The sequence below is a fragment of the Sphingomonas sp. Leaf9 genome (genome assembly GCF_001421355.1).
Lineage (GTDB): Bacteria > Pseudomonadota > Alphaproteobacteria > Sphingomonadales > Sphingomonadaceae > Sphingomonas.
In genome coordinates this window covers 60,857-87,060 of the sequence record NZ_LMKC01000005.1, presented here as the reverse complement: position 1 = coordinate 87,060, position 26,204 = coordinate 60,857, and the positions used below count along the sequence as shown (strand labels likewise).

Genomic DNA, 26,204 nt, shown 5'->3' with positions numbered 1-26,204 from the left:
GGTCGGCATGACCGATACCCGTACCGAAACCGACTCGATCGGCGCTGTCGAGGTTCCCGCCGCCGCCTATTGGGGGGCGCAGACCGAACGATCGATCGAGAATTTCCCCTTTCCGCCGTCCGAACGCATGCCGATCGGCATCGTCCACGCGCTCGCCATCGTGAAGCAGGCGGCGGCGCGGGTGAACCGGGCGCATGGTCTCGATGCCAACATCGCCGATGCGATCAAGGCGGCAGCGGGCGAGGTGATCGCGGGAAAGCTCGACGACCAGTTCCCGCTGGTCATCTGGCAGACCGGCAGCGGTACCCAGTCGAACATGAACGTCAACGAAGTGATCGCCGGCCGCGCCAATGAAGCGCTGACCAGTGTCCGTGGCGGCAAGGTGCCGGTCCACCCCAACGACCATGTGAATATGGGCCAGTCGTCGAACGACAGCTTCCCGACCGCGCTGCACGTCGCGGCGGTCGTGGCGCTGAACCGCGACCTGCTCCCGGCGCTCGACCGGCTGGCCGGATCGCTGGAGGCGAAGGCGCAGGACTGGGCCGATATCGTCAAGATCGGCCGCACCCATTTGCAGGACGCGACGCCGCTGACGCTGGGCCAGGAATTTTCGGGCTATGGTGCGCAACTGCGCGATGCGAAGCGCCGGTTGCAGGCGGCTGAGGGCGATCTGTTGCGCCTGGCGCAAGGCGGAACGGCGGTTGGCACCGGTCTGAACGCCGCACCCGGTTTTGCCGAGGGCGTCGCGGCGGAGATCGCATCGATCACCGGCCATGCCTTCGTCACCGCGCCCAACAAGTTCGAGGCGCTGGCGTCGAACGATCCGCTGGTGCAGTTGTCAGGCACGCTCAACACGCTGGCTGTCGCGCTGACCAAGATCGCCAACGATATCCGCCTGCTGGGATCGGGACCGCGTTCGGGGCTGGGCGAACTCGACCTGCCGGCCAACGAACCGGGCAGTTCGATCATGCCGGGCAAGGTTAATCCGACCCAGTGCGAGATGCTGACGATGGTCGCGGCACAGGTGATGGGCAACCACCTGTCGGTAACGGTCGGCGGCATGCAGGGGCATCTGGAACTCAATGTCTTCAAGCCGCTGATCGGTGCGGCGGTGCTGCGCTCGATCGATCTGCTCGGCATCGGCATGGTCAGTTTCGCCACACGCTGCGTCGACGGGATCGAGCCGAACCGCGCACGCATCGGCGAATTGGTCGAACGCAGCCTGATGCTGGTCACCGCGCTGGCGCCCGAGATCGGTTATGACAACGCCGCGAAGATCGCCAAGCACGCGCACGCCGAAGGGTTGACGCTGCGAGAGGCCGGGCTGGCGCTCGGTCTGGTCGACGAGGGGACGTTCGACCGTCTCGTCCGCCCGGAAACGATGGTCGGATAGCGCCGATCGCCGACCGCTTTCCTACATGGTGGGTGGATGCCATGCTGCCTGCTGGGGGTGTTGTCCTTCGAGCAGTCTGACGTGGTTTGACGATCGTGATGCGTGAGGCCGCGAAAACGTGGCGAGTGTGAACTTTGTGAACTTTGGCGTCGGCGATGGCGCGAATGCCTGCGAACGGTAGTGTCGCGACAGGGAACATCCCGGCCGTTCCTGCGCTGTATCTGTATAACTCCAGCGAGGGAAACCATGGGTGCGACGACGATAGGGGCACTGGTCGGTGCCGCGATCGACAAGATGAGTGGCGATGACGATTCGAGCGTCGATGGCGCAATCAAGGGCGCCATCATCGCCAACGTCCTGAAAGTCACGATCCCGATGGCGATAACCTATGCCGTCGGCTGGGCCGTCTTGCGCGGTGCGGCCGAGCTGAAGGAACAACTCTTCGAAACGGAGGATGCAGCATGATCGGACGGATTATCGGCGCGCTTGTCGGGCGTCAGATGGATCGCCGCGATGGACGTGGTGGTGTGAAGGGTGCTGCGATGGGCTGGGCCGCTGGCGCGGTGATGCGCCGGATGGGGCCGCTGGGCATGATTCTCGGCGGCAGCTATGCGGCCAAGAAGGCATATGACCGGCGCAAGCTGGACAAGATGCGACGCGGCTACTGACGAATGCCCGGTTCGCCGCAATGGCGAACCGGTGCCGGACGGGGCCGCCCGTAACCGGCCGGATAGACCTCCACATCCCGTGGATCACGATCAAGGGGCGATGGCTTTGTGCCGTCGCCCCTTGACGCCGCGCGCCTGCCCGCGCGAATAGGCCGGTCCATGAGCCATCTGCCAGACCCCGACCTCCACGGCTTCAAGCGCCGCGGCGTGTTGTTCGTCCTGTCCTCGCCCTCCGGTGCGGGCAAATCGACCATCGCGCGCAAGCTGCTCGCGGCCGAGGACGACCTGTCGATGTCGGTATCGGCGACGACTCGCGGCCCCCGGCCCGGTGAGACCGACGGCAAGGAATATCACTTCGTCGACCTCGAGGAATTCCGCCGCATGGTCGCCGACCATGAATTCCTCGAATGGGCGCATGTATTCGACAACCGCTACGGCACGCCGCGCGCGGCGGTCGAGGCGATGCTGAGCGCGGGCAAGGACGTGCTGTTCGACATCGACTGGCAGGGTGCGCAGCAGCTGTTCCAGATCGCGGGCGGCGACGTGGTGCGGGTGTTCATCCTGCCGCCGTCAATGGCCGAACTGCGGCAGCGGCTGGTGTCGCGCAACACCGACAGCGCCGAGGTGATCGAAGGTCGCATGGCACGGGCCGCGGCCGAGGTCAGCCACTGGGACGGCTATGACTATGTGCTGGTCAACGACGACGTCGAGGCGTGCTTCCGCAAGGTGCAGACGATCCTCGCCGCCGAACGCCTGCGCCGGTCGCGCCAGACCGGGGTCATCGGGTTCATCCGCAAGCTGATGCGCGGGCCGGGGGAATAAGCGCTGTCCGACTGTCCGATGTAGGGACGCCACCCCGGATCAGCTCCGGGGTGACGATGCGGACAGCGGGGCGCACCTTCAGGGGTGTGCGACCTTGATGTCGGCCGCATTCGGCGCGACTGCTGCGCCCGCGGGCTTCTCCGAGAATACCGGCTCGCCCGGAACCGTCCCCGCATCGACGATCCGTGCGGCATGGGGCGCGCCGGCGTCGGTGCCGTCAGCCTGATCGCCACGCGGCGGGGGCAGCAGCTTGGGGCCCTCCACCGGACGACGCGGCGTCGATCCGCGCAGCGACAGCAGCAGGCCGGCGGCAACGCCGATCCCGCCCAGCACCGCCGCGGTCGTCCACGGCCGCATCTGCGCCTCGAGCGCGAGGCTCTGTTTGCGGACATACTGGTCCTGGTTCGACCGGGTACGACCATCGGCGCGGGGGCGGAACAGATTGTCCTGCGTGCCCGGCGCTGCCGGCGTGTCGGTCGACTGTGCGTCTTCCTTGAAGAATTTCTCCATGAAGCGGTCGGCGCTGCGCGGCAGCAGGTTGCTGATCCTGGTCATCGCCATGCCGGTGCCGCCTACGCTCAGGTCGCGTTTCGGGTGCGCGGCGGCAAAGCAGATCGCCTTGGCCACCAGTTCGGGGTCATATACGACCGGGGGCACGCGCGCGGGCTGGTCCATCCGGTTGCGGGCATGTTCGGGATAGGGGGTGTCGATCGCCGCCGGCTTGACCAGCGTCACCGACACCGGCTCGCCATCGGCTTCCAGTTCCATGCGGAAGGCGTCGGTGAAACCCTGCACGGCGTGCTTCATGGCGCTGTACGCACCCTGCACCGGAACCGCGCGATCGGACAGGATCGACCCGATATTGACGATCGCGCCGCCACCCCGCGCGGCCAGTTCGCGCGCGGCATAGAGTGATGCGGCGACCATCGCGAAATAGCCGACATCGAACAGGCGGCGCTGTTCCTCGACACTGGTGTCCGCCAGCCGGGCATAAAGCGCGACGGCGGCGTCGTTGACCCAGGTATCGAACCCGCCGAACACCTCGCGCGCCTTTGCCCCGATCCGCTCGGGCGCATCGGCGGCGGTTACGTCGATGGCGAAATGGTCGGCCTTGCCGCCGCGCAGCCGGATGCCCTCGACCGCTTCACGCAGCGCGTCTTCGTTACGCGCCACCAGCAGGACCTTCGCACCCTCGCGCGCGGCGCGGCGGGCGGTGGCCAGGCCGATGCCGGACGAGGCACCGGTGATGACGAGGGTCTGTTCGGATAGCGGCTTGAGCGTAACGGCCATGACGATACTCCGGGGGCTGAAAGGTCGCGCGCTCAACGCACGATCCCACCCCAGGGTCCGCCCGGCTATTGCTCGAGAACGGCCATCCGTTCGGGCAGCGTGGCCATCACCACGCGGCGGGCATCGGCGTCGATCGCGGTCCAGCGGGCGATTTCATCCCGCGTCCGCCCACAGCCGAGGCACCAGCCGGTCGCGGTATCGATCGAGCAGACCAGTACGCACGGGCTTTCGATCGCCTGCACGGCGACCGTTTCGAACGGGTCGTCGGCCACCGGATCAGCCGGGGATGCGGACATTCAGGAAGGCGGGAACAGGGCCGTTCCACGCACCGTCCTCGACCGCATCCTGCTGGACATAGCGGGCGGGGCGTTCGTCGCGACGCTGGTCGTAGCGGTCGTCGGAACGCTCCTCGCGGTCACGGCGGGGGCGGCGCTCTTCGCGCGCAGGCCGTTCTTCGCGGGCGGGCTGTTGCTCGCGCTCGGCGCGGGCCGGGCGTTCCTCACGCTCGGTACGAGCGGGGCGTTCGCTGCGCTCGCGCGCTGGCGCTGCGTCCACCTCGGCGGCGGGACGACGGCGGCCACGACGCGGGGCCTCCTCGACCGGTGCCGCTTCCGGCTCGGCCACGTCGTCGGCCGGGGCATTGCCCAAGTCGAGCACCGGAATCTTCTGGCCGGTCAGTTTTTCGATATTGGCGATATTCTCGGCATCGTCGGGCGTCACCAGCGTATAGGCGATGCCGGTCGCACCACCGCGTCCGGTGCGGCCGATGCGATGGACATAATCGTCCGGATGCCACGGCGCGTCGAAGTTGAAGACGTGGCTGACGCCCTTCACGTCCAATCCGCGTGCGGCGACGTCGGACGCGACGAGGATCGTGACGTCACCGGACTTGAAGCGTTCCAGTTCGGCGATCCGCGACGACTGGTCCATGTCGCCATGGATTTCGGCCGAGCGGAAGCGGGCGCGCTGCAGCACCTTGTTCAGCTCGCGCACCGTCGTCTTGCGGTTGCAGAAGATGATCGCGTTGCGGACTTCCTCGGTCGCCAGCAGCTGGCGCAGTACGTCGCGCTTCTTGGCGGCAGTCACCGGCACGACATGCTGGGCGATGTTGAGGTTGGTCGATGCCGGGCGCGACACCTCGATCGTCTTGGGATTGTCGAGGAACTTATCGGCCAGCTTCTTGATCGGCGGCGGCATGGTGGCCGAGAACAGCAGCGTCTGGCGCTGCTTGGGCAGCTTGGTGCAGATTTCCTCGATGTCGGGGATGAACCCCATGTCGAGCATGCGGTCGGCTTCGTCGATGACCAGCATCGAACAGCCGGTCAACAGGATCTTGCCGCGGGTGAACAGGTCCATCAGCCGGCCCGGCGTCGCGATCAGGACGTCGACACCCTTTTCGAGTGCCGCCAGCTGGTCGCCCATCGACACGCCACCGATCAGCAACGCCATCGAGAGCTTGTGGTTGGCGCCGTATTTCTCGAAATTCTCGGCAACCTGCGCCGCCAGTTCGCGCGTGGGTTCGAGGATCAGCGAGCGCGGCATCCGCGCGCGGCTGCGCCCCTGCGCCAAAATGTCGATCATCGGCAGCACGAAGGATGCGGTCTTGCCCGTGCCGGTCTGCGCGATGGCGACCAGATCGCGCATCATCAGCACCGACGGAATCGCCGCCGCCTGGATCGGGGTAGGTTCGGTATAGCCCGAATCGTTGACGGAACGCAGCAGTTCGTCGGACAGGCCGAGATCGGCAAAGGTCATTGCGGTTCCATGGCTGGGGAACGCAACTGGTCCGCGCTCCTGATATATCCCACGGCCCCTCGCGAAAAACGCCGGAAAAGTCAAGTTTTCGGATGGGTGGGGGAGCGGGCCGGCACCGCATCCGCGCGAGCGGATCGAAATCTAGCGCGCCGGCACGAGCGCCCGGAATGCGGCGATGCGGCACTGGCCGCCGGAACGCGAGCGGATGACGTCGCGCGACGCGCACATCCGGCCGTCGCCGCTGGGCCGGATATACAGGCCCGACACGAAATCGAGCGACGGGCAATCGTCGGCCAGACGCGCACGGACGCGGCCACCGCTGCTGAGCAGCAGGTCGACGCTATCGGTGCGATTGATCGTCACCGCCGCCAGATTTTGCAGCGGCACGCAGCGGTCGGTACGCTTTTCGACCCACTGGATCGGCGGCAGCGCGCGCGGGGCACTATAGGCGACCGGGGCGAACGGCGCGCGCGGCACACGCAGGATCACCCGTTGCACCCGCACTTCGGTACGTATGGTGGTTACCGCCGGGGGGGTGTCGACGGGACGACGCTGTGCCGCGCCAGGCAGGGCGAGCAGAAGCAACATCATGGTCGCTGCGGAAAGCGGCAGGGCGGTCACGCTGGGATCATCCTACGACGGAATTTAACCTCAGATGAACTGGCGGCAAGGGGGAGCGGGATGCTAACCCGTTTAGATGACGACCGCAGCCATCGCCGCCATGGTCGCCGACGCCCGCAGCGCGTTTGGCGACCGGATCGTGACCACCGATGCCGACCGGATCGCGCCGTGGCTGACCGACTGGCGCGGGCGCTATCACGGGGCCAGCGCCGCGCTGTTCGAACCGGCGGATACCGGCCAGGTCGCGGCGCTGGTGGCGTTGGCCGGGCGGCACGGCGTCGCGCTGGTGCCGCAGGGGGGCAATACGTCGATGGTCGGCGGTGCGACCCCGCCGGCCGATGGATCGGCAGTGCTGCTGTCGCTGCGCCGGTTAAACCGCATCCGCCAGGTGGGCGAGGGGCAGGCCGTGGCTGAGGCGGGCGTGATCCTGCAGCATCTTCACGAAGCGGCGGCCGCCGCGGGGCAGCGTTTCCCGCTGACGTTGGGCGCGCGGGGGAGCGCCACGATCGGCGGGCTGGTGTCGACCAATGCGGGTGGTACGCAGGTGCTGCGCTGGGGGAATATGCGGCGGCTGGTGTTGGGGATCGAGGCAGTGCTGCCCGATGGCGGCGTGCATGACGGGCTGGCCGCGTTACCCAAGGACAATCGCGGCTATGACCTGACGCAGTTGCTGGTCGGGGCGGAAGGGACGCTGGGCATCGTCACCGCCGTCACGCTGAAGCTGGTGCCCGCGATTGCCGAGCGGGCGGTGGCGTGGGTCGGAATCGCCGATCCGCAGGCGGGGCTGGACCTGCTGCGCGCCATGCAGGCGGCGACCGACCGGATCGAGAGTTTCGAGATCATTCCCGCCGACACGCTGGCGCTGGCGGTGGCGCATCTGCCCGGTGCGCGCGCACCGCTGTCGGGCGAGCATCCATGGCAGTTGCTGGTCGAGGCGGTGGCCGCACCCGGCGAATCGCCGCCGGGGCCGCTGCTGGAGCAATTGCTGGCGGACGGTATCGAGGCGGGACTGGTGGCGGACGCAGTGCTGGCAAGCAGCGAGGCGCAGGCCGAGGCATTCTGGACGCTGCGCGATTCGCTGTCGGCGGCGGAAAAATCGACCGGGCCGGCGGTGCAGCACGATATCTCGGTCCCGGTCGACACGATGCCGCGCTTCATGGTGGAGGCGGCGCGGGCGGCCGAGGCACAGTTCCCCGGCACTCACGCCACCGCCTTCGGCCATCTGGGCGATGGCAATGTCCATTTCCACGTCCGCGCGCCTGCCGGCGTCGATCCGGCGCGCTGGTATGCCGAGGATGCGCCGGTCGTCACTCGCTTCGTCCATGATGCGGTAAGTGCGGCGGGCGGATCGATCTCGGCGGAACATGGCATCGGTCAGATGAAGCTCGGCGAACTGGAGCGGCTCGGGCCACCCGCGCGACTGGCGGCGTTGCGCGCGATCAAGGCCGGGCTGGACCTGCGCGGCCTGTTCAATCCCGGCAAGCTCGTATCGCTTGCGCCGCGCACCGCCAATCCATAGACGTTGCTCCCGAGGCTCGCCCGGGGGGGCGGCCGTCCGGCATGGTATGACCGGGCCGACTATAGAGTATCTGGAGACCCTGAAATGGCCAGCGCGCCGCAGAATCAATCGCTTCCGCTGTTCTACAACCAGCTCGAACCGCTTTCGAGCCAGACCCATGGTAACTGGAAGGTCCGCGCGAGCGAGACCGCGCCGTTCCTGGTCGGGCAGCACGCGATTCCCGTGACGGTCGAGGAATTCCCGCTGGTGCAGCGCCGGATGCCGATCGTGTTCTCGGTCGGTGACGATCCCGTGCCGCTGGCGCTGATGGGCCTGAACGAAGGCGTCAACACCTTCATGGACGATGAAGGCCGGCTGATCGATCCGGAAACCTATATCCCGGCCTATATCCGCCGCTATCCCTATCTCCTCGCGCGCCTGCGTCCCGAATCGGAGGACCTGTCGCTATGCTTCGACCCGACGTCGGACGTCGTCGGCCCGTTCGAGGATGGCGAGCCGCTGTTCGACGGTGACCAGCCGAGCGAAGTGACCAAGCAGATCCTCGCCTTCAACGAACAGTTCGAGCAGGCCGGGCAGCGCACCGGCATGTTCATGAAGGAGATCAAGGACCTGGGCCTGCTGATGGATGGCGAAGTCGCAATCCAGCAGGAAGGCAACGACCAGCCCTTCATCTATCGCGGGTTCCAGATGGTGTCCGAGGAGAAGCTGAACGATCTGCGCGGCGACCAGCTGCGCAAGATGCAGCAGTCGGGCATGCTCCCGCTGATCTTCGCGCACCTCTTCTCGCTGTCGCTGATGCGAGACGTGTTCGCGCGTCAGATGCGCCAGGGCAAGGTGCAGCCGCAGCCCGTCGCCGTTCCGACCTTCTGATGGTGACCGCCCAGCCGATCCACGCCCAGCGCTATTCGCGCGGCGCGATCCTGTTCCACTGGATCATCGCCGTGCTGGTGCTGATCAATCTGTGGATCGGCATCGTCGGGGGCTCGATGTCGGCGCACAAGGCGATCGGCATCACCGTCCTGGCCCTGACGATCGGCCGGATCGGCTGGCGGCTGGGCCACGCCCCGCCGCCACTCCCGCCGCAACTGGCGTCCTGGGAGCGGACGGCGGCCAAGGCGTCGCATTTCCTGTTCTATGTGCTGCTGCTCCTCGTGCCGCTTACCGGCTGGGCGATGGTGTCGGGGGCGAAGCGCTATCCGCTCGACTGGTTCGGGCTGTTTCCGCTCCCCTATCTGCCGATTTCGTCGTCGGCGGCGCATCTGGGGCATGAACTGCACGAAGTGGTCGGATTCGGGATGGCCGGGCTGGTCGCGCTGCACATTGCCGCCGCGCTGCGGCATTATTTCCTGCTGCGCGACGGGGTGTTGTCGCGGATGCTGCCGGGGGGGCGCGGGGTACGCTGACGCGCCGTTGCGATAAAGTCACGGTCAACTGCAAAATGGGTCTTGAACCCGTCCGACCCGCTCCCTAGATTGCTGTTACACGGTTCGATGTCCCCCCTTTCGTTGGACCGTGCGGCGCGTTTCACGCGCCTCCTCCCTGAACCTTGGCCACTCCGTGCAACCGCACGGGGTGGCTTTTTTCTTGGGGCTATTCCGCTGCGATGCGGTGCGACGTGGCCAGCGCGGCATCGGCCAGCGCGTCGATCGCCACGCGAACCCAACGTGCGGTAGTCGCGACGCCCGCGCCCGGCCGATCGAGCAGTTCGTCGAGATACAGGCTGCGATCGATTTCCAGCTGGAGCGCATGGATGCCGGCACGGGGGCGGGCATGGGCGGCCAGGATATGCCCGCCGGCATAGGGATGGTTGATCGCCACGCGCAGCCCGGCGTCGCGCACGATGCCGGCGGCAAGATCGGTGAACAGCGCAGCGCAGCTATGGCCGTGGCGATTGCCCAGCACGACCTGCGCCGGGGTGACGCCCGGCAGCGGCGGCATCGAATGCAGGTCGAGGAGCAGCGCAATGCCGAACCGCGCGCGGGCGGCGGCCAGCGCAGCGCCCAGCGCCGCGTGATAGGGCGCATGGTCCTGCGCGATCCGTGTCGTGACTTCGGCGTCGCTCAGCTTGCGCCGCCACATATTGTCGGCACCGCCCGCGCGGCGGGGGATCAGCCCGATGCCGCTGCGCACCTTGTCCGATGCCTGTGTGGCAAAGCTGCGCGGATCAATGCCGGCATCCACCTGCGGATCGCGGTCGCGATCGGGCGATCGGTTGAGGTCGATCCAGCCGCGCGGGCGGCGGGCGACGAACATCGTCTCCTCGCCCCGGACCAGCCCGGCGACCGTATCGATATGGCGATCCTCCAGCGTGCTCAACCGGGCGACCGGTATGGTCAGCAACGCCTGCATCGCTTGCGGATAGTCGCGCCCGGCATGGGGCACCGACACGACCACCGGCGACGCCGGTTCGTCCGATCCGTACCGGTCGAACAGGGGCGGGGCGTTGGGGGCTTCCATCGGTCGCAAAGGATCACGCTCCGTCGCGCTTGTCGAGCGTCCGGCTGGAAAATGTTAACCACCATCGCCTAGGGTCGGGGCTGGCATCGAAGGGAGTCGGATGTTCAGAATCTTGCTGGCCGAGGACGATCAGGTGATGCGCGAATATCTGACGCGCGCACTGGAACGTGCCGGCTATTTCGTCAGCGCGGTGGACCGGGGCACGGCGGCGATCCCGCTGCTGCAGACCGAATCGTTCGACCTGCTGCTGACCGATATCGTGATGCCGGAAATGGACGGCATCGAACTGGCGCAGCGGGCCGGGGAAATGGTGCCCGACCTGCGCGTGATGTTCATTACCGGCTTTGCTGCGGTCACGCTGAAGGCCGGGCGGCAGGTGCCGCACGCCCGCATCCTGTCGAAGCCGTTCCACCTGCGCGAGCTGGTGGCGGAGGTCGATCGCCTGTTCGAGGGAGAAAGAATCCCGACCAGCAATTAAGGGCTTGTCAGGCGGAATCGGCGCGGCTAACAGCGCGTCTCCGGTTTCGCTCCCTTCTCCGGAAGGACAGCGCCGGGCGCGTAGCTCAGTGGTAGAGCACTGTGTTGACATCGCAGGGGTCGCAAGTTCAATCCTTGCCGCGCCCACCATTTCGAAAACCCCGTCAGTCCATTGGATTGGCGGGGTTTTTGCTGTCCGGGGTCCGTTTCGGCCATTGCGCGCGGCCGTGGCTGCGATAGCTTTCCGTCCGTGGATCGAAGGGGGCGGATATGCGCGGATATGGACTGACGGGCGTCGTGGCGCTGGCGATCATGGCGGCACCCGCGGCGGCACAGACGACGGCCGCGCCGGTCGAGGAAGTGTCGGTCGACCAGCTCCAGCAACTGATGCAGTCGGGCGCGACCAGCAGCGTAGCGATCACGCAGGCGTATCTCGCCCGGATCGCCGCGATCGACCGGCAGGGGCCGACCCTGCGCAGCGTGATCGCAACCAACCCCGATGCCCTTGCGCAGGCCAAGGCGCTGGACGACGAACGTCGCGCCGGGCGGGTACGCGGGCCGCTGCACGGCGTGCCGGTGCTCATCAAGGACAATATCGAAACCGCCGATGCGATGGCGACCACTGCCGGCAGCCTGGCGCTCAAGGATAACGTCACCCGCCGCGATGCGCCGGTCGTCGCCTATCTGCGCCGTGCCGGGGCGGTGATCCTCGGCAAGACCAATTTGTCCGAATGGGCCAATATCCGCTCGACCCGATCGATGAGCGGTTGGAGTGCGGTCGGTGGCTTGGTGCGCAACCCTTATGCGCTCGATCGCACCGCCTGCGGATCGTCGTCGGGATCGGGCGCGGCGATCGCCGCCAGCCTGGCGGCGGTAGCGGTCGGGACCGAAACCGATGGGTCGGTTGTCTGTCCGTCGTCGATCAACGGGCTGGTCGGGTTCAAGCCGACACTGGGGCTGGTCAGCCGCAGCCGGGTCGTGCCGATCAGCCACAGCCAGGACACGCCGGGACCGATGGGGCGATCGGTGCGCGACGTCGCGTTGCTGCTGTCGGCGATGGCCAGTCCCGATCCGACCGATGCGGCCACCGCGCGGACGGTCGTGCGCGATTATGCCGCCGGGCTGTCGGCAGGCGCGCTCAAGAGCAAGCGGGTCGGCGTCATTCGTCCGGCTGGGCTGCCCACGGCATTGGCCGAGCGGTTCGATGCGGCGCTGAAGGTCCTGCGCGCGGCCGGGGCGACGCTGGTCGAGGTGACGCCGCCCAAGCTCGACGGGCTGGGCGAGGCGGAACTGCTGGTGCTGAAGACCGAACTGAAGGCCGACCTCGACGCCTATCTGGCGACCACGCCGTCTGCGGTTAGGGCACGGACGCTGGCGCAGGTCGTCGCGTTCAACCGCGCGAACGTCGCTGCCGAGATGCCGTTTTTCGGACAGGAATTGTTCGAGGCGGCGATGGAGAGCAAGGGGCTGGCCGATCCCGCCTATCGCACCGCACGCGCAACCTCGCTGCGGCTGGCGGGGCGCGAGGGGATCGATGCGATGCTGAAGACCGCGCGGGCCGATCTGCTGGTCGAACCGACCTATGCCGCCGCGTGGCTCAGCGATCCGGTCTATGGCGACCAATATGGCGGGCCGTCGGCGTCCGAACTACCTGCCGTCGCCGGCTATCCGCATCTGACCGTGCCGATGGGGCTGATGCAGGGGTTGCCGGTCGGGCTGTCGTTCATCGGCACGGCGGGCGCCGATGCGGCGATCCTGTCGGCGGGCTATGCCTATGAACAGCGATCAAAGGCACGGGTCGCGCCGCGTTACCTCCCGCAGGCGGCGGTGGCACCGGGGCTGGAGGGGGCTGGGCGCTGACCCGCGCCTGCCGTCATTCCCGCCTGCGCGGGAATGACGAAGGTCGCTTCTAGCGCGGCAACCGGGCGATCGCCGCCGCCTGGTCCGCGACCAGCCGGATGGTCGTGTCGCCGGTAAAGATGCCGTACCAGCCCTGCGGTTCATGGGGCGGATCGCCCATATACTGCCGGTCGCCCTCGGCGAAGCGATAGTCGGGATGCTGTGCCCGCGCCTCGCCATTCCATGCCCAGAAATTGGTGCCGACGATCGGCCCGTCCTCGGCCATGCTTTTCAGCGCAGCGGCATAGATGCGGCCGTAGAAGCGATCCTTGTAGGTGGTCGCCACCGCGGGATCGTTGCTGCCACCGTCGCGCGGATAGCCGAACTCCTCGATCACCATCGGCTTGTTCAGTTGCTTCGCCAGCGCGACATGGTCGGCGATATATTTGTCGGTCAGCGCTTCGCCACGGGCGGCGGTGTTGGCGAGGTCGGTCTGTTTTACCCAGTCCCAGTTGTTCGGCCAGATGTGTACGGTCAGATAGTCGATTTCGGGGATGGCATGTTCGGCCAGCACGATGTCGGCGCGCTCCAGCCCGCCCTTCAATCCTTCGCTGCCGGTCGAGACCAGGTGGTTGGGATCGATCGACTTGATGAGCTGTGCGCTGGAGCGGACCCAGGCGTAGAATTGCGGCAGGTTGGCGTGCGCGAGGTCGCCCGAGGGGCGCGGTTCGTTCGACAGCTGCCATGCCATGATCGCGGGATCGTCGGCATAACGCTGGCCAGTCACGCTGTTGGTGCGGCCGACCACGGTGCGGATCCAGTCGCGATACAGCTCCATCGCGCGGGCATTGCCGTAGAATTGCGCATTGTAGTTCGCGAATTCCGGCCACGGATGCGCCGGATCGTTCATGTTCAGATACTGGCCGCCATTGACGTAGGACAGGTACGTCATCATGCCGCCCGACCATTCCCAGAAATTGGTCAGGTACAGCACCGCGCGCATGTTGCGCTTGGCCATTTCGGCGAGCGCATAGTCGAGCCCGGCGAGCAGCGTCTGGTTGTAGTCCTTGCTCGGCCCCCGAAAGCCCGGCTTAATCGAATTCTTGAGCGGCCCTTCCTCGGCCGAGGCCAGCACGCGCAGATTGGTCACGCCCATCGCCGCCAGCGCGTCCAGTTCACGCCCCAGCCGCGCGCGGTCACCATAAGGGGCATCGGCACCGAGATAGGCCGCGTACCAGATGTTGGCACCGGCAAAGCGATAGGGTTCGGTGCCAACCATCAGCCGCGCGCCGTCGCGCCGGACGAAGGCGCGGTTCGTGGCGGCCGGCGCGGTCGCGACCGCGCCGGCCGCCATGGTGCACCCGGCCAGCAGGGCGGACGTGCCGAGGAATGTGCGTCGAGCGATGTTGGTCATCAGGTCCCCTTCGTGCGCGTCGATCCGATGCCGCCGCGTCCTTGTCTTGATCGATACCGACAGATTGGGCGGGGAGTGTCATCGCTGTCAACGGCAATATTGATATTTGTTTTCTCAATTACCCAGCGGCGGCTCGGTGCAGAAAAAAGGGGCCGCAACCGGATGGTTGCGACCCCCTGAACAGGTGTCCTTCGAAGCCGAAGGATCAGAGCGTCAGGCGGACGCTCAGCTGGAACTGACGATCGCTCTTGAAGTACGAACGCGGCGCTTCGAGGCCGTCGCCGTTCAGCACGAACGAGGTCTTGGTCGTCGCGTCGAGCAGGTTCTGGACCTGCACGCCGATCTTGAACTGCTTGTTGACCGTATAGAACAGCGAGGCGTCCGCCTGGCCCGTCGCGTCCGAATAGACCGGCAGGAACGGGAAGCAGCAGTCGCGGTTGGTCAGCAGATACTTCGAACGCCAGCTATACGCGATGCGCGCATAGACCCCGGCCAGGTCGTAGAAGGCCGAGACGTTGAAGTTGTACTTCGACAGCTGCGCCAGCGGCAGGCCGTCATACAGACCCGCAACGTCGAGCGGCGGACGGTTGCCGTCTTCCGGACGGTTGTCCGGCCGTGCGTTGGGCAGCTGACCCGGCGAGATGTACGTGAACGTCGCCTGCGTCCCCAACCCACGCAGCGCGCCCGGCAGGAAATCATAGGTCTGCTGGTACGATAATTCCGCACCCTTGATGTTCGCCTTACCCGGCACGTTGACCGGGCCGTTGATCGTGGCGGCGAAGGTCTGGCCGTTGTTCGTGAAGCTGCGGCTATACCCGAAATTGTCGAGGATGATGTTCGACAACTGCTTGTAGAACACCGCTGCGGTCAGCGAACCGACCTTGGCGAAATACCATTCGGCGGTCAGGTCGACCTGCTTCGCATCGATCGGACGCAAGAACGGGTTCCGGGCATTGGCCGAGAAGCCGTAGATGCCGGTCGTGTTCGACGACGACGGCGACAGGCCGACGAAGTTGCGCAGATCGGTGAAGCCCGGACGCGAAATCGCCTTCGATGCCGCGACGCGGAACAGCAGCTGGTCGGTCGCCTGATACTTGATGTTCAGGCTGGGCAGCCACTTGTCGAACTTCTGGGAAGCGACGTCGTTGATCGACCCGTTGTTCGAGAAGGCAACGATCGCCTGCTGCTGTGCGGCCGACAGCGTACAGATCGGGCGAACGGTGCCGGTGGTGTTCGGGCTGGCGCAGAACGCCGCGACGGTCGGGAAACCGCCGAGCGTGTTGGCAATGTTCGGGAACGCGGTCGCACCGAAGGACTGGTCCTCGGTATGGACGAAGCGCAGGCCGATATTGCCCGACAGGCTGGACGAGCCGCCGCCGATGTCGTCGACACCGAAGTCGAGGCGCGCATAGCCCGAATAGGTCTTTTCGGTGATGCGATAGACTTCGTTCGGCCGGAAATAACCGTCGACGAGCGGCGCGGCGGCCGTGCCGCGATCCTCGAGCGGGGTATAGCCGCCGCCGCCCTGCTTGGTGGCAGTGCGCAGCAGCGCGGTCAGCGCGTCATGGTCGGTCAGGATGTTGTCACGGATGCCCCACGCCGTCGGCGGCTGCACCGCTTGACCGCGATAGAAGTCGGCGAAGTTCACCGGCGACATGCTGTCGCGATACTTGTCCACCGACGCCAGCCCGCCCGAGGTCCAGGTGTCAGACACCGCGCCCCAGTTGTTGTAGTCGTTGGCCTTCACCGTCTGGTCGCGGGTGGCATAGCGGCCACCGACGCGGATCTTGCGCAGGAACGAATCGTCCGACACGTCATACTGCGCATCGGCGCGGAACGCCCATTCGTCGCCATCGCTGTGCGTGCGATTGTTCATTGCGTCGCGGATATAGGTGTTGGTCTGGCTGCCGAAATAGTTCGCGACCGACTGGCCGTTCCCCGGGATCAGGTTGATCTGCGGCACGTCACCGCGACCGTCGATCGACACGCCGTTGAAGTTCGCCAGTTCGACGACGTCGTCCGAATCGCGCGCCTTCGAATAGACGTACTGCCCGTCGAAGTTCAGGTGCAGACGATCGGTCGGGTCCCACTTCACGTTCAGCGACTGGTCCTGGGTATAACCCTTCGTCTGGAAGTAGCGGTTGCCCAGCGTGGTGTACTGACCGCCGCCCTGACGGATCAGCGAGCCGCTCGTGAACAGGCCGTCGTCGTTATAGGTCGGCGTGGTGCCGGCCTGCGGGAAGATGGCGTTCGCATCGGCGTAATAGACGTTGGGTTCGACGGTGCGGTCGAGCCAGGTCTGCGACGATTCGGCGCGCAGGAACTGCGCGGTGACCAACAGGTTGCGCGATGCGTTCTCATACTGCGCGGCGCCCGAATAGCCGACGCGCTTGCGGTCGAAATTCTGCATGCGCATGCCCGCGCCCAGCGGCACATAGACGACATCGCGGCCCGACGGGACCGGATAGCGGTCGAACAGCGTCGACTGGTATGGGGTGCCGCCATTCAGGACGCGGCCTTCGCCATTGTCCTGTACGCCGTTGCCGTTCTTGTCGTCGTTGTAACGCGGCAGGAACGCCGAATAGAACACCGAGTCCGACCGGCTGCGCTGGCGGTTGTAGCTGCCGCTGGCCATGATGCCGAAGCGTCCGCCGCTGTTCAGGTCCCACTGCTTCGAAAACAGGCCAACCACGGCCGGCTCGCTGCGACCGTTATAGTCGCCATAGTTCACGCTGCCCGACAGATAGACCAGCGTGTCCTTGGTATCGAACGGCTTGCGGGTGTTGATGTTGACCGAACCCGAAATGCCGCCTTCGATCATGTCGGCGGTCAGGTTCTTGTACACCTCGACCGAGCCGACGAGTTCGGTCGGCACGTCGTTGAAGCCGATTTCACGACCGCCACCGACGCCGAAGCTGTCGCGGCCGTTGAATTCGCCACGGACATAGGCGAGGCCGCGGATCGTGACGCCCGAGCCTTCGACCGAGAAGTGTGCGGTGTCGGTCGCAGCGGCGAAGCGGGTGATCGCGACGCCGGCGACGCGCTGCAGCGCTTCGTTGACCGAACGGTCGGGAAGGGCGCCGATGTCTTCGGCGGTGATCGCGTCGACAACGGTGTCAGCATTGCGCTTAATCGACTGTGCGTTCGCCAGCGATTGACGCAGACCGGTGACAACGATGTCATCTCCGTCCGTCGTATTGGCGGCCGGGGTCTGAACGTCCGATGCCGTCACGTTGGACTGGTCGACGGTGCCCTGGTTCTGGATCGACATGCTGCCCGAAACGGGGCGCTTGCCAGCACCGCTGCCGGCCGGAATGCCGTCGGTCTGCGGCGCGACTTCGGTCTGCGGCTTCGACGTGTCGTCGCGCGATGCGGGCGCCGCCGTCGTCTGTGCCATGGCGCCGGTGGCTGCCAGCTGCACCGCTACCGTCAGCGCCAGCATCGATGCCGTTGCACCCAGCCGCTTGCGCGCGTTCAAACCGTCCATAGCCGTCTGCTTATGGCGTACCACCATCACGCTTCCTCCCCATGGTCCCTGCAGGACCCGATCAACAACCTCGCTAATGCGGGTTATCGTCCCGGTAGGTCTGCGACTTCAGCAACACAACAGAAATATGATAAATGACTTTCCTAATATACGATCTTGCGATCACTGTTGCTGTATGGTGACATATCGGGTGACGGGGAGCGGATGACCGAAGAAGGACAGGGCGTCAGGGTCGTCGTCGTGGGCGGCGGCACGGCGGGATGGATGACGGCGGCGGGGCTGGTCGGGCTGTTGCCGGCCGCGTGCACCGTGACGCTGGTCGAATCCGAATCGATCGGCATCGTCGGCGTGGGCGAGGCGACGTTGCCGCACCTGCGCCTCTACCTCGAACGCCTTGGCATCGACGAAGCGGCGTTCATGGCCGCGACCGAGGCGACCTATAAGCTCGGCATCGAATTTTGCGACTTCGGCGCGCTCGGCGACCGCTACATCCATCCCTTTGGCACCTATGGCCGGCCGCTGGGCGGGGTGGCGTTCCACCATTACTGGCTCCGGCGGGCGGCGGCAGGCGCCATGCCGCCGATCGGCGCGTTTTCGGCGGGCGTGACGGCGGCCGAGCAGCGCCGGTTCGAACGGCCGGGCAGCGACCCGAACGATCCGACGACCTCGTTCGGCTATGCCTATCAGTTCGACGCGACCCGCTTCGCACCATTTATGCGCGACTGGTCGGAGGCGCGCGGCGCGACGCGGATCGAGGGGCGGATCGTCGCGGTGGAGCGCGAGGGCGACACGGTGCGCGCTGTCACGCTGGACGATGGGCAGCGGATCGAGGGCGACCTGTTCATCGACTGCTCGGGGTTCCGCTCGCTGTTGCTGGGCGATGCACTGGGGGAACCGTGGGAGGACTGGTCGCACTGGTTGCCGTGCGACCGGGCGGTGGCGGTGCCGTGCGCCAGTCCGGCCGGGGTGATCGAACCCTATACCCGTGCGACCGCCATGCCCGGCGGCTGGCGCTGGCGCATTCCGCTCCGCCACCGGGTCGGCAACGGCTATGTCTATGCCAGCGGCCATGTGTCCGACGACGAAGCGGCCGCGGCGTTGCTCGCCGGGCTGGACGGTGAAGCGCTGGCCGATCCGCGGTTCCTGCGCTTTCGTGCAGGACGGCGGCGGCGCAGCTGGGCGGGGAATGTCGTCGCAGTCGGGCTGGCCTCGGGGTTTCTCGAACCGCTCGAATCCACCAGTATCTATCTGGTGCAGGCGGCGATCACCGCGTTGATCGAACATTTCCCCGATGGGCGGGTGGCCGAGGTCGATCGCGACGGGTTCAATGCGGCGATCGATGCCGAATATGACCGTATCCGCGACTTCTTGATCCTGCATTACCACGCGACGACGCGCGACGATTCGCCGTTCTGGAACCATGTGCGGACCATGACGATCCCGACGACGCTGGCTGACAAGCTGGCGCTGTGGCGCGGCAGTGCGCAGGTGTCGAAATACAGCCATGGCCTGTTCCTCGAACCCAGCTGGGTCGCGGTGTATCTGGGGCAGGGGGTGCTGCCCGAGGGGTGGGACCCGCGCGCCGACCGGCCCGATGCCGCCGGGCTGGACCGTGCGCTGGGGTCGCTGGCGACCGCGATTGCCGATCGGGTGGCGGCGATGCCGACGCACGATGCCGCGCTGGAGCGTCGGGCATGAACGCACGAACGGGGTTGCGATCGGTCGCGGTTGTCGGTGGCGGGCCGGTCGCGCTGGTAAGCGCGGTGGCGCTGAAACAGGCGTTGCCGGATGCCGAGGTGACACTGACCCCGGCACCGGTTCCCGACGATGCCTTGGCCGACCGGTTTCCGCTGGCGTTGCCCGCGGTCCATGCCGTGCTTGCACGGATCGGGATGCCGCCCGAACTGCTGCTGGCGCGCGGGGTGGCGCGGGCGCGCCATGCCAGCGCCTTTGCCGACTGGAGCCGCGACGGCGCGGAATGGATGGTCGGCGACGATGCCGCCGCGACGCTCGCCGAAGGGCGGGTCGCGGCACTCTGGCTGCGGGCGCGGGCGGCACGGGAGCGGGTGCCGCCGTTCCATGCGCTGGTCCCGGCCTGTGTCGCGGCGGCTGCGGGCATCGCCGACGCCCAAGTCGAGCCGGCGCTGCACCTCGACCCCGCGCGGATGGTGCAGGCGCTGCGCTCGATCGGCGGGCAGGCGGGCGTGCGCTTCGCCGAAGCACTCACCGATGCTGACCTGGTGATCGACGCGAGCGGCCCCGCCCGCCTGCTGACGGCGAACCGCGCGTTCGAGGATTGGCGCGATGCCGTGCCGGGCGTGCGCGTCGCGTTCGCTGCGGCGGATGCCGACCCCGGCAGCTGCGACCGTTACCGCGCGACCGCGCGAGGGTGGCAGGCGACTTGGCCCGGCGTGCGGGTGGAGGCGGGCGGCGACGGCATCGCCATCGCCCCCGGCCGCCTGTCCGAACCCTTTGCCGGACGGGTCGTCGCGCTGGGCGATGCGGCGGTGCAGCCGGGGCCGCTTGGCCGCATGGGCTTCACCCTCGCGCTGGGGCAGCTGGCGCTGTTGCTGGAATTATTGCCCGCGCGCGATCCCGAACCGTTGTTGCAGGCCGAATATAACCGCCGCGCCGGGTTGCAGGCCGACCGGATGTGCGACTTCCTGGGGCTGCACTATCATGGTGGCGGGCGGACGCAGGGGCCGTTCTGGCACCAGCGCCGCGACGCCAACCGTCCGACCTCGCTCGACCGGCTGCTGGCGCAGTTCGCGCGCCGGGGGCAGGTCGTGCCGGCGGACGAGGAACTGGTCCAGCGCGATGCGTGGACCGCCGTACTGCTGGGACAGGGGATGCGGCCCGCGCGGCCCGATCCCATCGCCTTGTCGGTTTCCCCGGCGGAGGCTGCCCGCCTTATCAACGACCTTGCCGCCCGCCTTGCCGCACTGGATTATATCGCATGACCGACCGTCGTATCGCCCATGTCGTCATCATCGGCGGGGGCACTGCCGGATGGATGACCGCCGCTGCCGCCGGACGGTTCCTCGACGATGGGCAGCGCCGCATCACGCTGGTCGAATCCGATGCCATCGGCACGGTCGGCGTGGGCGAGGCGACGATCCCGTCGATCCTGAACTTCAACAACCTGCTCGGCATCGACGAGGGCGAGTTCCTGCGCGAGACGAAGGGCAGCTTCAAACTCGGCATCGAGTTCGCCGGCTGGCACCGCCCCGACAGCGGCTATTTCCATCCTTTCGGCAGCTTCGGCCGCGATATCGAGGGGATTAACTTCCACCAGCTCTGGCTGAAACTGCGCGGGGAAGCGGGGATCGGCCCGATTGCCGACTATTCGCCCAGCACTGTCGCGGCGCGCGCCGCCGCGTTCAGCCCGCCGGTCGGCGATCCGCGATCGCCGCTGTCGGGCATGGCTTATGCCTATCATATCGACGCGACGCTCTATGCCGCGTTCCTGCGCCGCCGGGCCGAGGCAGAGGGCGTGAAGCGGGTCGAGGGGCGGATCGTCGCGGTCGAACGTGCCGACAACGGCCATGTCGCCGCAGTCGTGCTGGACGACGGCCGCCGGGTCGAGGGCGAGCTGTTCATCGACTGCTCGGGCTTTCGCTCGCTGTTGCTCGGCGACGCGATGGGGGTGGGGTATGAGGACTGGTCGCACTGGCTGCCGTGCGACCGCGCCATCGCGGTGCCGACCGAACGCACCGAACCGGTCCTGCCCTATACCCGCGCCACCGCGCATCAGGCGGGGTGGCAATGGCGCATCCCGCTGCAGCACCGCACCGGCAACGGCGTGGTCTATTGCAGCCGGTTCCTCGACGACGATGCGGCGGAGGCGTTGCTCCTCTCCCGCCTCGATTCCGCGCCGACCGCTGCCCCCCGCCGCCTGTCATTCACCGCCGGGCAGCGGCACCGGATGTGGGAGGGGAACGTCGTCGCAATCGGCCTGTCGGGCGGGTTCCTCGAACCGCTCGAATCCACCAGTATCCATCTGATCCAGCAAGGGATATCGAAGCTGTTTGCGCTGTTCCCCGACCGCGATTTCTCAGGGGTGGAGCGCACCGAATATAACCGGCAGATGGCGGACAATTACCGGTCGATCCGCGACTTCATCATCCTGCACTATCACGCAACGGCGCGCGACGATTCGCCGTTCTGGCACCATGTCCGCACGATGGACGTGCCCAACAGCCTGACGCGCAAGCTCGACCTGTTCCGGCGCAAGGGGCGGATCTTCCGCTATGACGACGAACTGTTCGCCACGCCAAGCTGGGTCGCGGTGCTGCTGGGGCAGGGGGTCGATCCGGTCGGTCACGATCCGGTCGCCGACGCGCTGGACGGGGAGCGGCTGGCAGGGGCGCTGCGCCAGATGCGCAGCGCGACGCAGTCGGCGGTCGCCGGGTTGCCATCGCACGGTGCGGTGCTGGCGCGGTTGGGGTGACGACGGGGGCCTCAACCCCCCAGCATCTGCCGCAGATACCCGCGAATCCGCGCATCCCGTTCCGGCCCCGGCGCGCCCAGCACCCCGCGTGCCGCCACCGGCAGGTGATCGGCCACCGCCGGGGCGTCGTCGCCGAACACATAATGGTCGAACCAGACGCGCAGCGCCGCGCGCTCCGCCGCCGGCCGGTCGCGCACCGCCAGGATCGCATGCACCAGCGCGAGGAACGGCGCATCGGGCGTGCCGCGCGTCCACCAATAATTGACCAGCACGTTCAGCGCGCCGGTCGCGCGGATTTCATGCCACCACAGCGTCGGGATCAGGATCGCATCGCCCGGACCCAGGTCGGCAACGATCGCATGGGCCTGCGCCTCGGCGAACCGGGGGAAGCGGGCGGGATCGGGCCGTTCGATATCGACCATCGTCGCCGGCTGTCCCGCCATGGTGACGTCCAGCGGGCCGATATACAGGTTGGCGATCTGTTCGGGCGGGAACAGCACGACCCGCCGCTGCCCGGCGACGACCACCGCCACGTTGCTCGCCATGTCGAAATGCGCCGACACCCGGCTGCCATTGCCGATCCACAGCCGCGCGGTCGCATCGCCGGTCGGCAGCGGCAGCACGTTGCTGTCGGTCCAGCCCGGAAAATGATCCTTGACCGCGCTGGCCCCGGCGTAGAAGGCGGGCGGATGAGCCTCGTTCGCGGCCTTTTGCAGCCCGTCGAGCAGGACGGGCAGGGGTATGTTACCGCGTTCGAAATTGAACCCGCGCATGTCGTCGCGGTAGAAGAATCGCCCGTCGATCTCCGGCGCTCCGGCGAACAGGCCGAGCGGACGTCCGCCGTCGAAGCGCCGCAGATAGGCCGCCATCGCCGCCGGTCCCTGCTGCCCTGCAGCCACCGCCGGCCAATCGGCGACGAGGCCGCGCAACACCACCGGGCGCGCGGCGTCGAGCAGCGCGTCGAACGCGGCGGCATCCTCCGGGATCGTCGCTTCGGGCACACGGGGCGCGGTATCGATCCAGTCGCTCATCATCCCATTCCGTCGTTTGTCGTTTCCGCTGGACCGGGCGTGCGTGCCAGCTATGGCCGGCAAAAGACACCGTTTTCGTGGGCGCCGCCCGTGTACGGCCAGAGGAGAATCCGATGCATCCGTCTCTGTTGCGCGCGGGCCTGCCGCTGATGTTGCTGCTGGGCACGGCCGCTGCCCCGGTGCAGGCGCCCGCCGACCTGGCTCTGCGTCCGCTGCCCGCCGATACCGCGCCCGGCCGCGCGCTGCCGCTGACGATCGGCGGACGGGTGGTTGCGGGGGAGGGCGACCTGTCGCGCTACCGCCGGCAATGGCCCGGCACCTATTTCGAGGGCGGTTTCCAGGGGCGCGCGGTCGACCTGGCGGTCGGGCCGGGCGAGGTGTCGCTGCGCATCCGCATCGACGATGCCGCACCGATCGCGCTGGTCCGCCCAGCACCCGGTCGTTACCGGTTGAATGCCGCCACGCCCGGTCGCCACCGCATCCGCGTCGACGTGGTGAGCGAATCGCAGGCCGGGGCAACCGCGTTCGGCGGACTATATGCGCCCGCCGGATCGACCCCGCTCGCCGCCCCCGCCGTCCGTCGCCGCACGATCGAGTTCATTGGTGATTCGCACACCGTCGGCTATGGCAATACCTCTGCCAGTCGCGACTGCAGCGATGGGCAGGTATGGGACACGACCGACACGTCGCAGGGGATCGCCGGGCAGCTGTCGCGTCGCTACGGCGCGGCCTACCGGGTCAACGCCATTTCGGGGCGCGGAATCGTGCGCAACTATGGCGGGTTTGCTGCGCCGACCGTACCCGATGCCTACCCCTATGCACTGTTCGACGGAAAGACGCCCGCCAACGATGCCGGGTGGCGGCCGCAGGTGATCGTCATCGCGCTCGGCACCAACGACTTTTCCACGCCGCTGAAGCCCGAGGAACGCTGGAAGAACCGCGACGCGCTCCATGCCGATTACGAGGCGCGCTATGTCCGCTTCGTGCAGGACCTGCGCCGCCGCAGCCCGCAGGCGTTCTTCGTCCTGTGGGCGACCGACCTCGCCGATGGCGAGATCGCGCGGGAGGTGGCGAAGGTCGGCGACCTGCTGCGTGCCAAGGGAGAAACGCGCTTCGCGGTGGTGCCGGTCAACGGCCTCAGCTTTGGCGGGTGCCATTTCCACCCGAACGTCGCCGATGACGGCAAGGTCGCCGATGCGATCGGCAAGGCGATCGACGGGCGCAAGGGCGTTTGGGGTAGATAATCGAGCCTTTCGTCACTCCCGCCTTACACGGGAGTGACGATTTCAACAGCGATCCTACGGCTCCAGCCGCACCATCGCCACGCCATGCGGCGCGACCTCGGCGCTGTAGCTGCGCGACAGCCGCCCCAGATCCTTGTGCGCCCACAGGTCGCGCGCCTTCAATTTCGTCGCGGCAGGCAGGCCCAGCGTCGCCCAGTCGGCGGTGATCCGCGCGGGGGCCTCGCCCCGGTTCCACAACAGCAGCGTGCGCCCGCCATCGGCCATCTGCTTGACCCACACCTCGCTGGTACCGTCGCGCACGACGCGATGGCCCTGCTGGCCGAGCTTGTCCTGGTCGACCGCGATCACCTCGCGGTTGAGCAGGATGTCGCGCGTCGCCTGGTTCATGGTGGCGACGTCGTTGCCCGCGATCAGCGGCGCGGCCATCATCGCCCAGAGCGAGAAATGCGCGCGATATTCGGTATCGGTCAGGCCGCCATTGCCGACCTCCAGCATGTCGGGATCGTTCCAGTGGCCCGGACCCGCATAGGGCCACAGCGGCTCGTTCATGTCGACGATCGAGGCGACGCCGTAGCTGTAATTATGCTTGCCGGTCCACTTGTCGGTGATGTCGCCGGTGGTGCGCCACATATTGCCGATCTTCTGGCCCCACAGCCATGGCCGGTTATTGCCCCATTCGCACATCGAGAACAGGATCGGCCGCCCGCTGGCCTTCAGCGCGTCGGCCATGGTGGCATAGGCTTCCTCGGCGTTACGTACCCCGGTCGAGCACCAGTCGTATTTCAGGTAATCGACGCCCCAGCGGGCATACTGGATCGCGTCCTGATATTCATGGCCCTGGCTGCCGGGGCGCCCCCCGCAGGTCTTGGTGCCCGCATCCGAATAGATGCCGAACTTCAGCCCCTTGCTATGGATATAGTCGCCCAGCGCCTTCAGGCCGCTGGGGAAACGCGTCCGGTCCTCGGTGATGAAGCCGTTCGCGTCGCGCGTGCCGTGCCAGCAGTCGTCGATCACGACATATGCATAGCCCGCCTGGCGCATACCGTTCGACGCGATGGCATCGGCGGTGGCGCGGATGACCTTTTCGTTCACGTTGCAGGCGAACTTGTTCCAGCTGTTCCACCCCATCGGCGGCGTCTGCGCCAGGCCGTTGGCGACGCGCTTGGGGTCTTTCGACGGGGCCAGCGTGTTGGGATCGGTGTCCAGCACCTCCTGCGCCGCGACCGGCTGTATCGCGCAGAACCCTGCGCAAAGCGTGGCGACGATGGTCGAAAAACGTGCCGGCATGTGGCTCTCCCCTGACCGTGACGGCGCCGCCCGGCTTTATGCAATCAAATTATCTTATTAATATGACGGCGTTGTCAACCGTGCGAGCCGGCGATCATTCGGGCGGGTCGATACCGAACAGCCGGTCGACCAGCTTTTGCACCAGCGGCACGACCAGCAGCGAGGCGGGAAGCGCGGTCAGGAAACCGATCGGTGCGCCCTGGACGAACGCGCTCCAGAAGCCGGCCGGCCCGACCCGCACCAGCGCGCTGACCGCACCGATCAGGGAGGAAAAGATCAGCGCGTTGATGACCGAGGAGGTCAGGCGATAGCGAAAGCGCGACCGGACCTTCACGGCCTGCTGCGCGCGGGTGGGGGGAGAGGCGTCGTCCATCGCGCGTCCAAGCGGACGATCCGAGCCAAGGTTCCGACGATTGCCCGCTGACAGCGCCGCGCGGCTATGCCAAAAGC

Annotated in this window: 23 protein-coding genes and 1 tRNA gene; 14 read left to right on the top strand and 10 right to left on the bottom strand. The window is 67.1% G+C overall.

The genetic code is table 11. The features are described from left to right. Positions 1–7 precede the first annotated feature (7 nt). The 4 genes from fumC to gmk all read left to right on the top strand — a co-directional run bounded on the left by fumC (position 8) and on the right by gmk (position 2,883). Positions 8–1,393 (top strand): class II fumarate hydratase, encoded by a 1,386-nt coding sequence (fumC, locus tag ASE58_RS14115; RefSeq protein ID WP_055761946.1) that lies wholly within the window; start codon positions 8–10, stop codon positions 1,391–1,393. A 246-nt stretch (positions 1,394–1,639) separates the two neighbouring features. Then, positions 1,640–1,858, top strand: coding sequence for a hypothetical protein (locus ASE58_RS14110; protein WP_055761943.1), 219 nt, complete (start codon positions 1,640–1,642; stop codon positions 1,856–1,858). Continuing rightward, on the top strand, positions 1,855–2,061 hold the full coding sequence (locus ASE58_RS14105; protein ID WP_055761940.1) for a hypothetical protein: 207 nt from the start codon (positions 1,855–1,857) through the stop codon (positions 2,059–2,061). The genes ASE58_RS14110 and ASE58_RS14105 overlap by 4 nt, the downstream gene beginning before the upstream one ends. A 159-nt stretch (positions 2,062–2,220) precedes the next feature. Then, positions 2,221–2,883, top strand: coding sequence for a guanylate kinase (gene gmk / locus ASE58_RS14100; RefSeq protein WP_055761937.1), 663 nt, complete (start codon positions 2,221–2,223; stop codon positions 2,881–2,883). A gap of 78 nt (positions 2,884–2,961) precedes the next feature. Here the strand turns inward: gmk and ASE58_RS14095 are convergent, their stop codons facing one another. From ASE58_RS14095 to ASE58_RS14080, 4 genes are all read right to left on the bottom strand, one after another. Then, positions 2,962–4,173, bottom strand: coding sequence for an SDR family oxidoreductase (locus ASE58_RS14095; RefSeq protein ID WP_055822646.1), 1,212 nt, complete (start codon positions 4,171–4,173; stop codon positions 2,962–2,964). A gap of 65 nt (positions 4,174–4,238) precedes the next feature. Continuing rightward, positions 4,239–4,469, bottom strand: a complete 231-nt coding sequence (locus ASE58_RS14090; protein ID WP_200909372.1) for a DUF1289 domain-containing protein — start codon at positions 4,467–4,469, stop codon at positions 4,239–4,241. Then, positions 4,450–5,928, bottom strand: coding sequence for a DEAD/DEAH box helicase (locus tag ASE58_RS14085; RefSeq protein ID WP_055822641.1), 1,479 nt, complete (start codon positions 5,926–5,928; stop codon positions 4,450–4,452). Before ASE58_RS14085 ends, ASE58_RS14090 begins: the two co-directional genes overlap by 20 nt. A gap of 141 nt (positions 5,929–6,069) precedes the next feature. Next, positions 6,070–6,519: a hypothetical protein gene (locus tag ASE58_RS14080; protein ID WP_156347749.1), complete on the bottom strand. Its 450-nt coding sequence runs from the start codon at positions 6,517–6,519 to the stop codon at positions 6,070–6,072. 106 nt (positions 6,520–6,625) lie between these two features. Between ASE58_RS14080 and ASE58_RS14075 the strand changes: the two genes are divergently transcribed. The 3 genes from ASE58_RS14075 (at position 6,626) to ASE58_RS14065 (ending at position 9,471) form a co-directional block, all read left to right on the top strand. Then, positions 6,626–8,068 carry an FAD-binding oxidoreductase gene (locus ASE58_RS14075; RefSeq protein WP_055822635.1) on the top strand — a complete coding sequence of 481 codons (1,443 nt, stop codon included), beginning with the start codon at positions 6,626–6,628 and terminating at the stop codon, positions 8,066–8,068. A gap of 84 nt (positions 8,069–8,152) precedes the next feature. Then, on the top strand, positions 8,153–8,938 hold the full coding sequence (locus ASE58_RS14070; protein WP_055761920.1) for a SapC family protein: 786 nt from the start codon (positions 8,153–8,155) through the stop codon (positions 8,936–8,938). Next, positions 8,938–9,471 carry a cytochrome b gene (locus ASE58_RS14065; RefSeq protein ID WP_055822632.1) on the top strand — a complete coding sequence of 178 codons (534 nt, stop codon included), beginning with the start codon at positions 8,938–8,940 and terminating at the stop codon, positions 9,469–9,471. The genes ASE58_RS14070 and ASE58_RS14065 overlap by 1 nt, the downstream gene beginning before the upstream one ends. 187 nt (positions 9,472–9,658) lie before the next feature. Here ASE58_RS14065 and ASE58_RS14060 read toward each other — a convergent pair whose 3' ends face one another. Next, entirely contained in the window at positions 9,659–10,525 is an 867-nt protein-coding gene (locus ASE58_RS14060; protein WP_055822629.1) for an N-formylglutamate amidohydrolase, read from the bottom strand. Positions 10,526–10,625: 100 nt separating this feature from the next. On the opposite strand from ASE58_RS14060, the gene cpdR reads away from it, so the two are divergent. From cpdR to ASE58_RS14045, 3 genes are all read left to right on the top strand, one after another. Then, positions 10,626–11,003, top strand: coding sequence for a cell cycle two-component system response regulator CpdR (gene cpdR, locus ASE58_RS14055; RefSeq protein ID WP_055761907.1), 378 nt, complete (start codon positions 10,626–10,628; stop codon positions 11,001–11,003). Between the two features lie 74 nt (positions 11,004–11,077). Beyond that, positions 11,078–11,152: transfer RNA gene (locus ASE58_RS14050), tRNA-Val, on the top strand. A gap of 120 nt (positions 11,153–11,272) precedes the next feature. Beyond that, positions 11,273–12,862 (top strand): amidase, encoded by a 1,590-nt coding sequence (locus tag ASE58_RS14045; protein WP_055822626.1) that lies wholly within the window; start codon positions 11,273–11,275, stop codon positions 12,860–12,862. 49 nt (positions 12,863–12,911) lie between these two features. Here ASE58_RS14045 and ASE58_RS14040 read toward each other — a convergent pair whose 3' ends face one another. Together ASE58_RS14040 and ASE58_RS14035 are read right to left on the bottom strand one after the other, a co-directional pair. After that, positions 12,912–14,255, bottom strand: coding sequence for a glycoside hydrolase 5 family protein (locus tag ASE58_RS14040; protein WP_055822624.1), 1,344 nt, complete (start codon positions 14,253–14,255; stop codon positions 12,912–12,914). Between the two features lie 205 nt (positions 14,256–14,460). Then, positions 14,461–17,742 carry a TonB-dependent receptor gene (locus ASE58_RS14035; RefSeq protein ID WP_055822621.1) on the bottom strand — a complete coding sequence of 1,094 codons (3,282 nt, stop codon included), beginning with the start codon at positions 17,740–17,742 and terminating at the stop codon, positions 14,461–14,463. A 204-nt stretch (positions 17,743–17,946) separates the two neighbouring features. Here ASE58_RS14035 and ASE58_RS14030 point away from each other — a divergent pair, with 204 nt between their 5' ends. The 3 genes from ASE58_RS14030 to ASE58_RS14020 are packed head-to-tail and all read left to right on the top strand — an operon-like array spanning position 17,947 to position 22,192. Beyond that, positions 17,947–19,440 (top strand): tryptophan halogenase family protein, encoded by a 1,494-nt coding sequence (locus ASE58_RS14030; RefSeq protein ID WP_055822616.1) that lies wholly within the window; start codon positions 17,947–17,949, stop codon positions 19,438–19,440. Further along, positions 19,437–20,702 (top strand): tryptophan 7-halogenase, encoded by a 1,266-nt coding sequence (locus ASE58_RS14025; RefSeq protein WP_055822613.1) that lies wholly within the window; start codon positions 19,437–19,439, stop codon positions 20,700–20,702. Before ASE58_RS14030 ends, ASE58_RS14025 begins: the two co-directional genes overlap by 4 nt. Beyond that, entirely contained in the window at positions 20,699–22,192 is a 1,494-nt protein-coding gene (locus ASE58_RS14020; protein ID WP_055822609.1) for a tryptophan halogenase family protein, read from the top strand. Before ASE58_RS14025 ends, ASE58_RS14020 begins: the two co-directional genes overlap by 4 nt. A gap of 11 nt (positions 22,193–22,203) precedes the next feature. Here ASE58_RS14020 and ASE58_RS14015 read toward each other — a convergent pair whose 3' ends face one another. Then, positions 22,204–23,223 carry a cupin-like domain-containing protein gene (locus tag ASE58_RS14015; protein WP_082468145.1) on the bottom strand — a complete coding sequence of 340 codons (1,020 nt, stop codon included), beginning with the start codon at positions 23,221–23,223 and terminating at the stop codon, positions 22,204–22,206. A 113-nt stretch (positions 23,224–23,336) separates the two neighbouring features. Here ASE58_RS14015 and ASE58_RS14010 point away from each other — a divergent pair, with 113 nt between their 5' ends. Further along, positions 23,337–24,467, top strand: coding sequence for an SGNH/GDSL hydrolase family protein (locus ASE58_RS14010; protein ID WP_082468062.1), 1,131 nt, complete (start codon positions 23,337–23,339; stop codon positions 24,465–24,467). 54 nt (positions 24,468–24,521) lie between these two features. Here ASE58_RS14010 and ASE58_RS14005 read toward each other — a convergent pair whose 3' ends face one another. Both ASE58_RS14005 and ASE58_RS14000 read right to left on the bottom strand, forming a co-directional pair. Beyond that, positions 24,522–25,754, bottom strand: coding sequence for a glycoside hydrolase family 27 protein (locus tag ASE58_RS14005; protein WP_082468060.1), 1,233 nt, complete (start codon positions 25,752–25,754; stop codon positions 24,522–24,524). A 94-nt stretch (positions 25,755–25,848) separates the two neighbouring features. Continuing rightward, on the bottom strand, positions 25,849–26,127 hold the full coding sequence (locus ASE58_RS14000) for a DUF2798 domain-containing protein (RefSeq protein ID WP_055822606.1): 279 nt from the start codon (positions 26,125–26,127) through the stop codon (positions 25,849–25,851). Positions 26,128–26,204: the final 77 nt, after the last annotated feature.

Coding starts and splice junctions, on each gene's coding strand:
- fumC (WP_055761946.1), top strand. CDS start 8: ATGACCGATACCCGTACCGAAACCGACTCGATCGGCGCTGTCGAGGTT.
- ASE58_RS14110 (WP_055761943.1), top strand. CDS start 1,640: ATGGGTGCGACGACGATAGGGGCACTGGTCGGTGCCGCGATCGACAAG.
- ASE58_RS14105 (WP_055761940.1), top strand. CDS start 1,855: ATGATCGGACGGATTATCGGCGCGCTTGTCGGGCGTCAGATGGATCGC.
- gmk (WP_055761937.1), top strand. CDS start 2,221: ATGAGCCATCTGCCAGACCCCGACCTCCACGGCTTCAAGCGCCGCGGC.
- ASE58_RS14095 (WP_055822646.1), bottom strand. CDS start 4,173: ATGGCCGTTACGCTCAAGCCGCTATCCGAACAGACCCTCGTCATCACC.
- ASE58_RS14090 (WP_200909372.1), bottom strand. CDS start 4,469: ATGTCCGCATCCCCGGCTGATCCGGTGGCCGACGACCCGTTCGAAACG.
- ASE58_RS14085 (WP_055822641.1), bottom strand. CDS start 5,928: ATGACCTTTGCCGATCTCGGCCTGTCCGACGAACTGCTGCGTTCCGTC.
- ASE58_RS14080 (WP_156347749.1), bottom strand. CDS start 6,519: ATGATGTTGCTTCTGCTCGCCCTGCCTGGCGCGGCACAGCGTCGTCCC.
- ASE58_RS14075 (WP_055822635.1), top strand. CDS start 6,626: ATGACGACCGCAGCCATCGCCGCCATGGTCGCCGACGCCCGCAGCGCG.
- ASE58_RS14070 (WP_055761920.1), top strand. CDS start 8,153: ATGGCCAGCGCGCCGCAGAATCAATCGCTTCCGCTGTTCTACAACCAG.
- ASE58_RS14065 (WP_055822632.1), top strand. CDS start 8,938: ATGGTGACCGCCCAGCCGATCCACGCCCAGCGCTATTCGCGCGGCGCG.
- ASE58_RS14060 (WP_055822629.1), bottom strand. CDS start 10,525: ATGGAAGCCCCCAACGCCCCGCCCCTGTTCGACCGGTACGGATCGGAC.
- cpdR (WP_055761907.1), top strand. CDS start 10,626: ATGTTCAGAATCTTGCTGGCCGAGGACGATCAGGTGATGCGCGAATAT.
- ASE58_RS14045 (WP_055822626.1), top strand. CDS start 11,273: ATGCGCGGATATGGACTGACGGGCGTCGTGGCGCTGGCGATCATGGCG.
- ASE58_RS14040 (WP_055822624.1), bottom strand. CDS start 14,255: ATGACCAACATCGCTCGACGCACATTCCTCGGCACGTCCGCCCTGCTG.
- ASE58_RS14035 (WP_055822621.1), bottom strand. CDS start 17,742: ATGGACGGTTTGAACGCGCGCAAGCGGCTGGGTGCAACGGCATCGATG.
- ASE58_RS14030 (WP_055822616.1), top strand. CDS start 17,947: ATGACCGAAGAAGGACAGGGCGTCAGGGTCGTCGTCGTGGGCGGCGGC.
- ASE58_RS14025 (WP_055822613.1), top strand. CDS start 19,437: ATGAACGCACGAACGGGGTTGCGATCGGTCGCGGTTGTCGGTGGCGGG.
- ASE58_RS14020 (WP_055822609.1), top strand. CDS start 20,699: ATGACCGACCGTCGTATCGCCCATGTCGTCATCATCGGCGGGGGCACT.
- ASE58_RS14015 (WP_082468145.1), bottom strand. CDS start 23,223: ATGAGCGACTGGATCGATACCGCGCCCCGTGTGCCCGAAGCGACGATC.
- ASE58_RS14010 (WP_082468062.1), top strand. CDS start 23,337: ATGCATCCGTCTCTGTTGCGCGCGGGCCTGCCGCTGATGTTGCTGCTG.
- ASE58_RS14005 (WP_082468060.1), bottom strand. CDS start 25,754: ATGCCGGCACGTTTTTCGACCATCGTCGCCACGCTTTGCGCAGGGTTC.
- ASE58_RS14000 (WP_055822606.1), bottom strand. CDS start 26,127: ATGGACGACGCCTCTCCCCCCACCCGCGCGCAGCAGGCCGTGAAGGTC.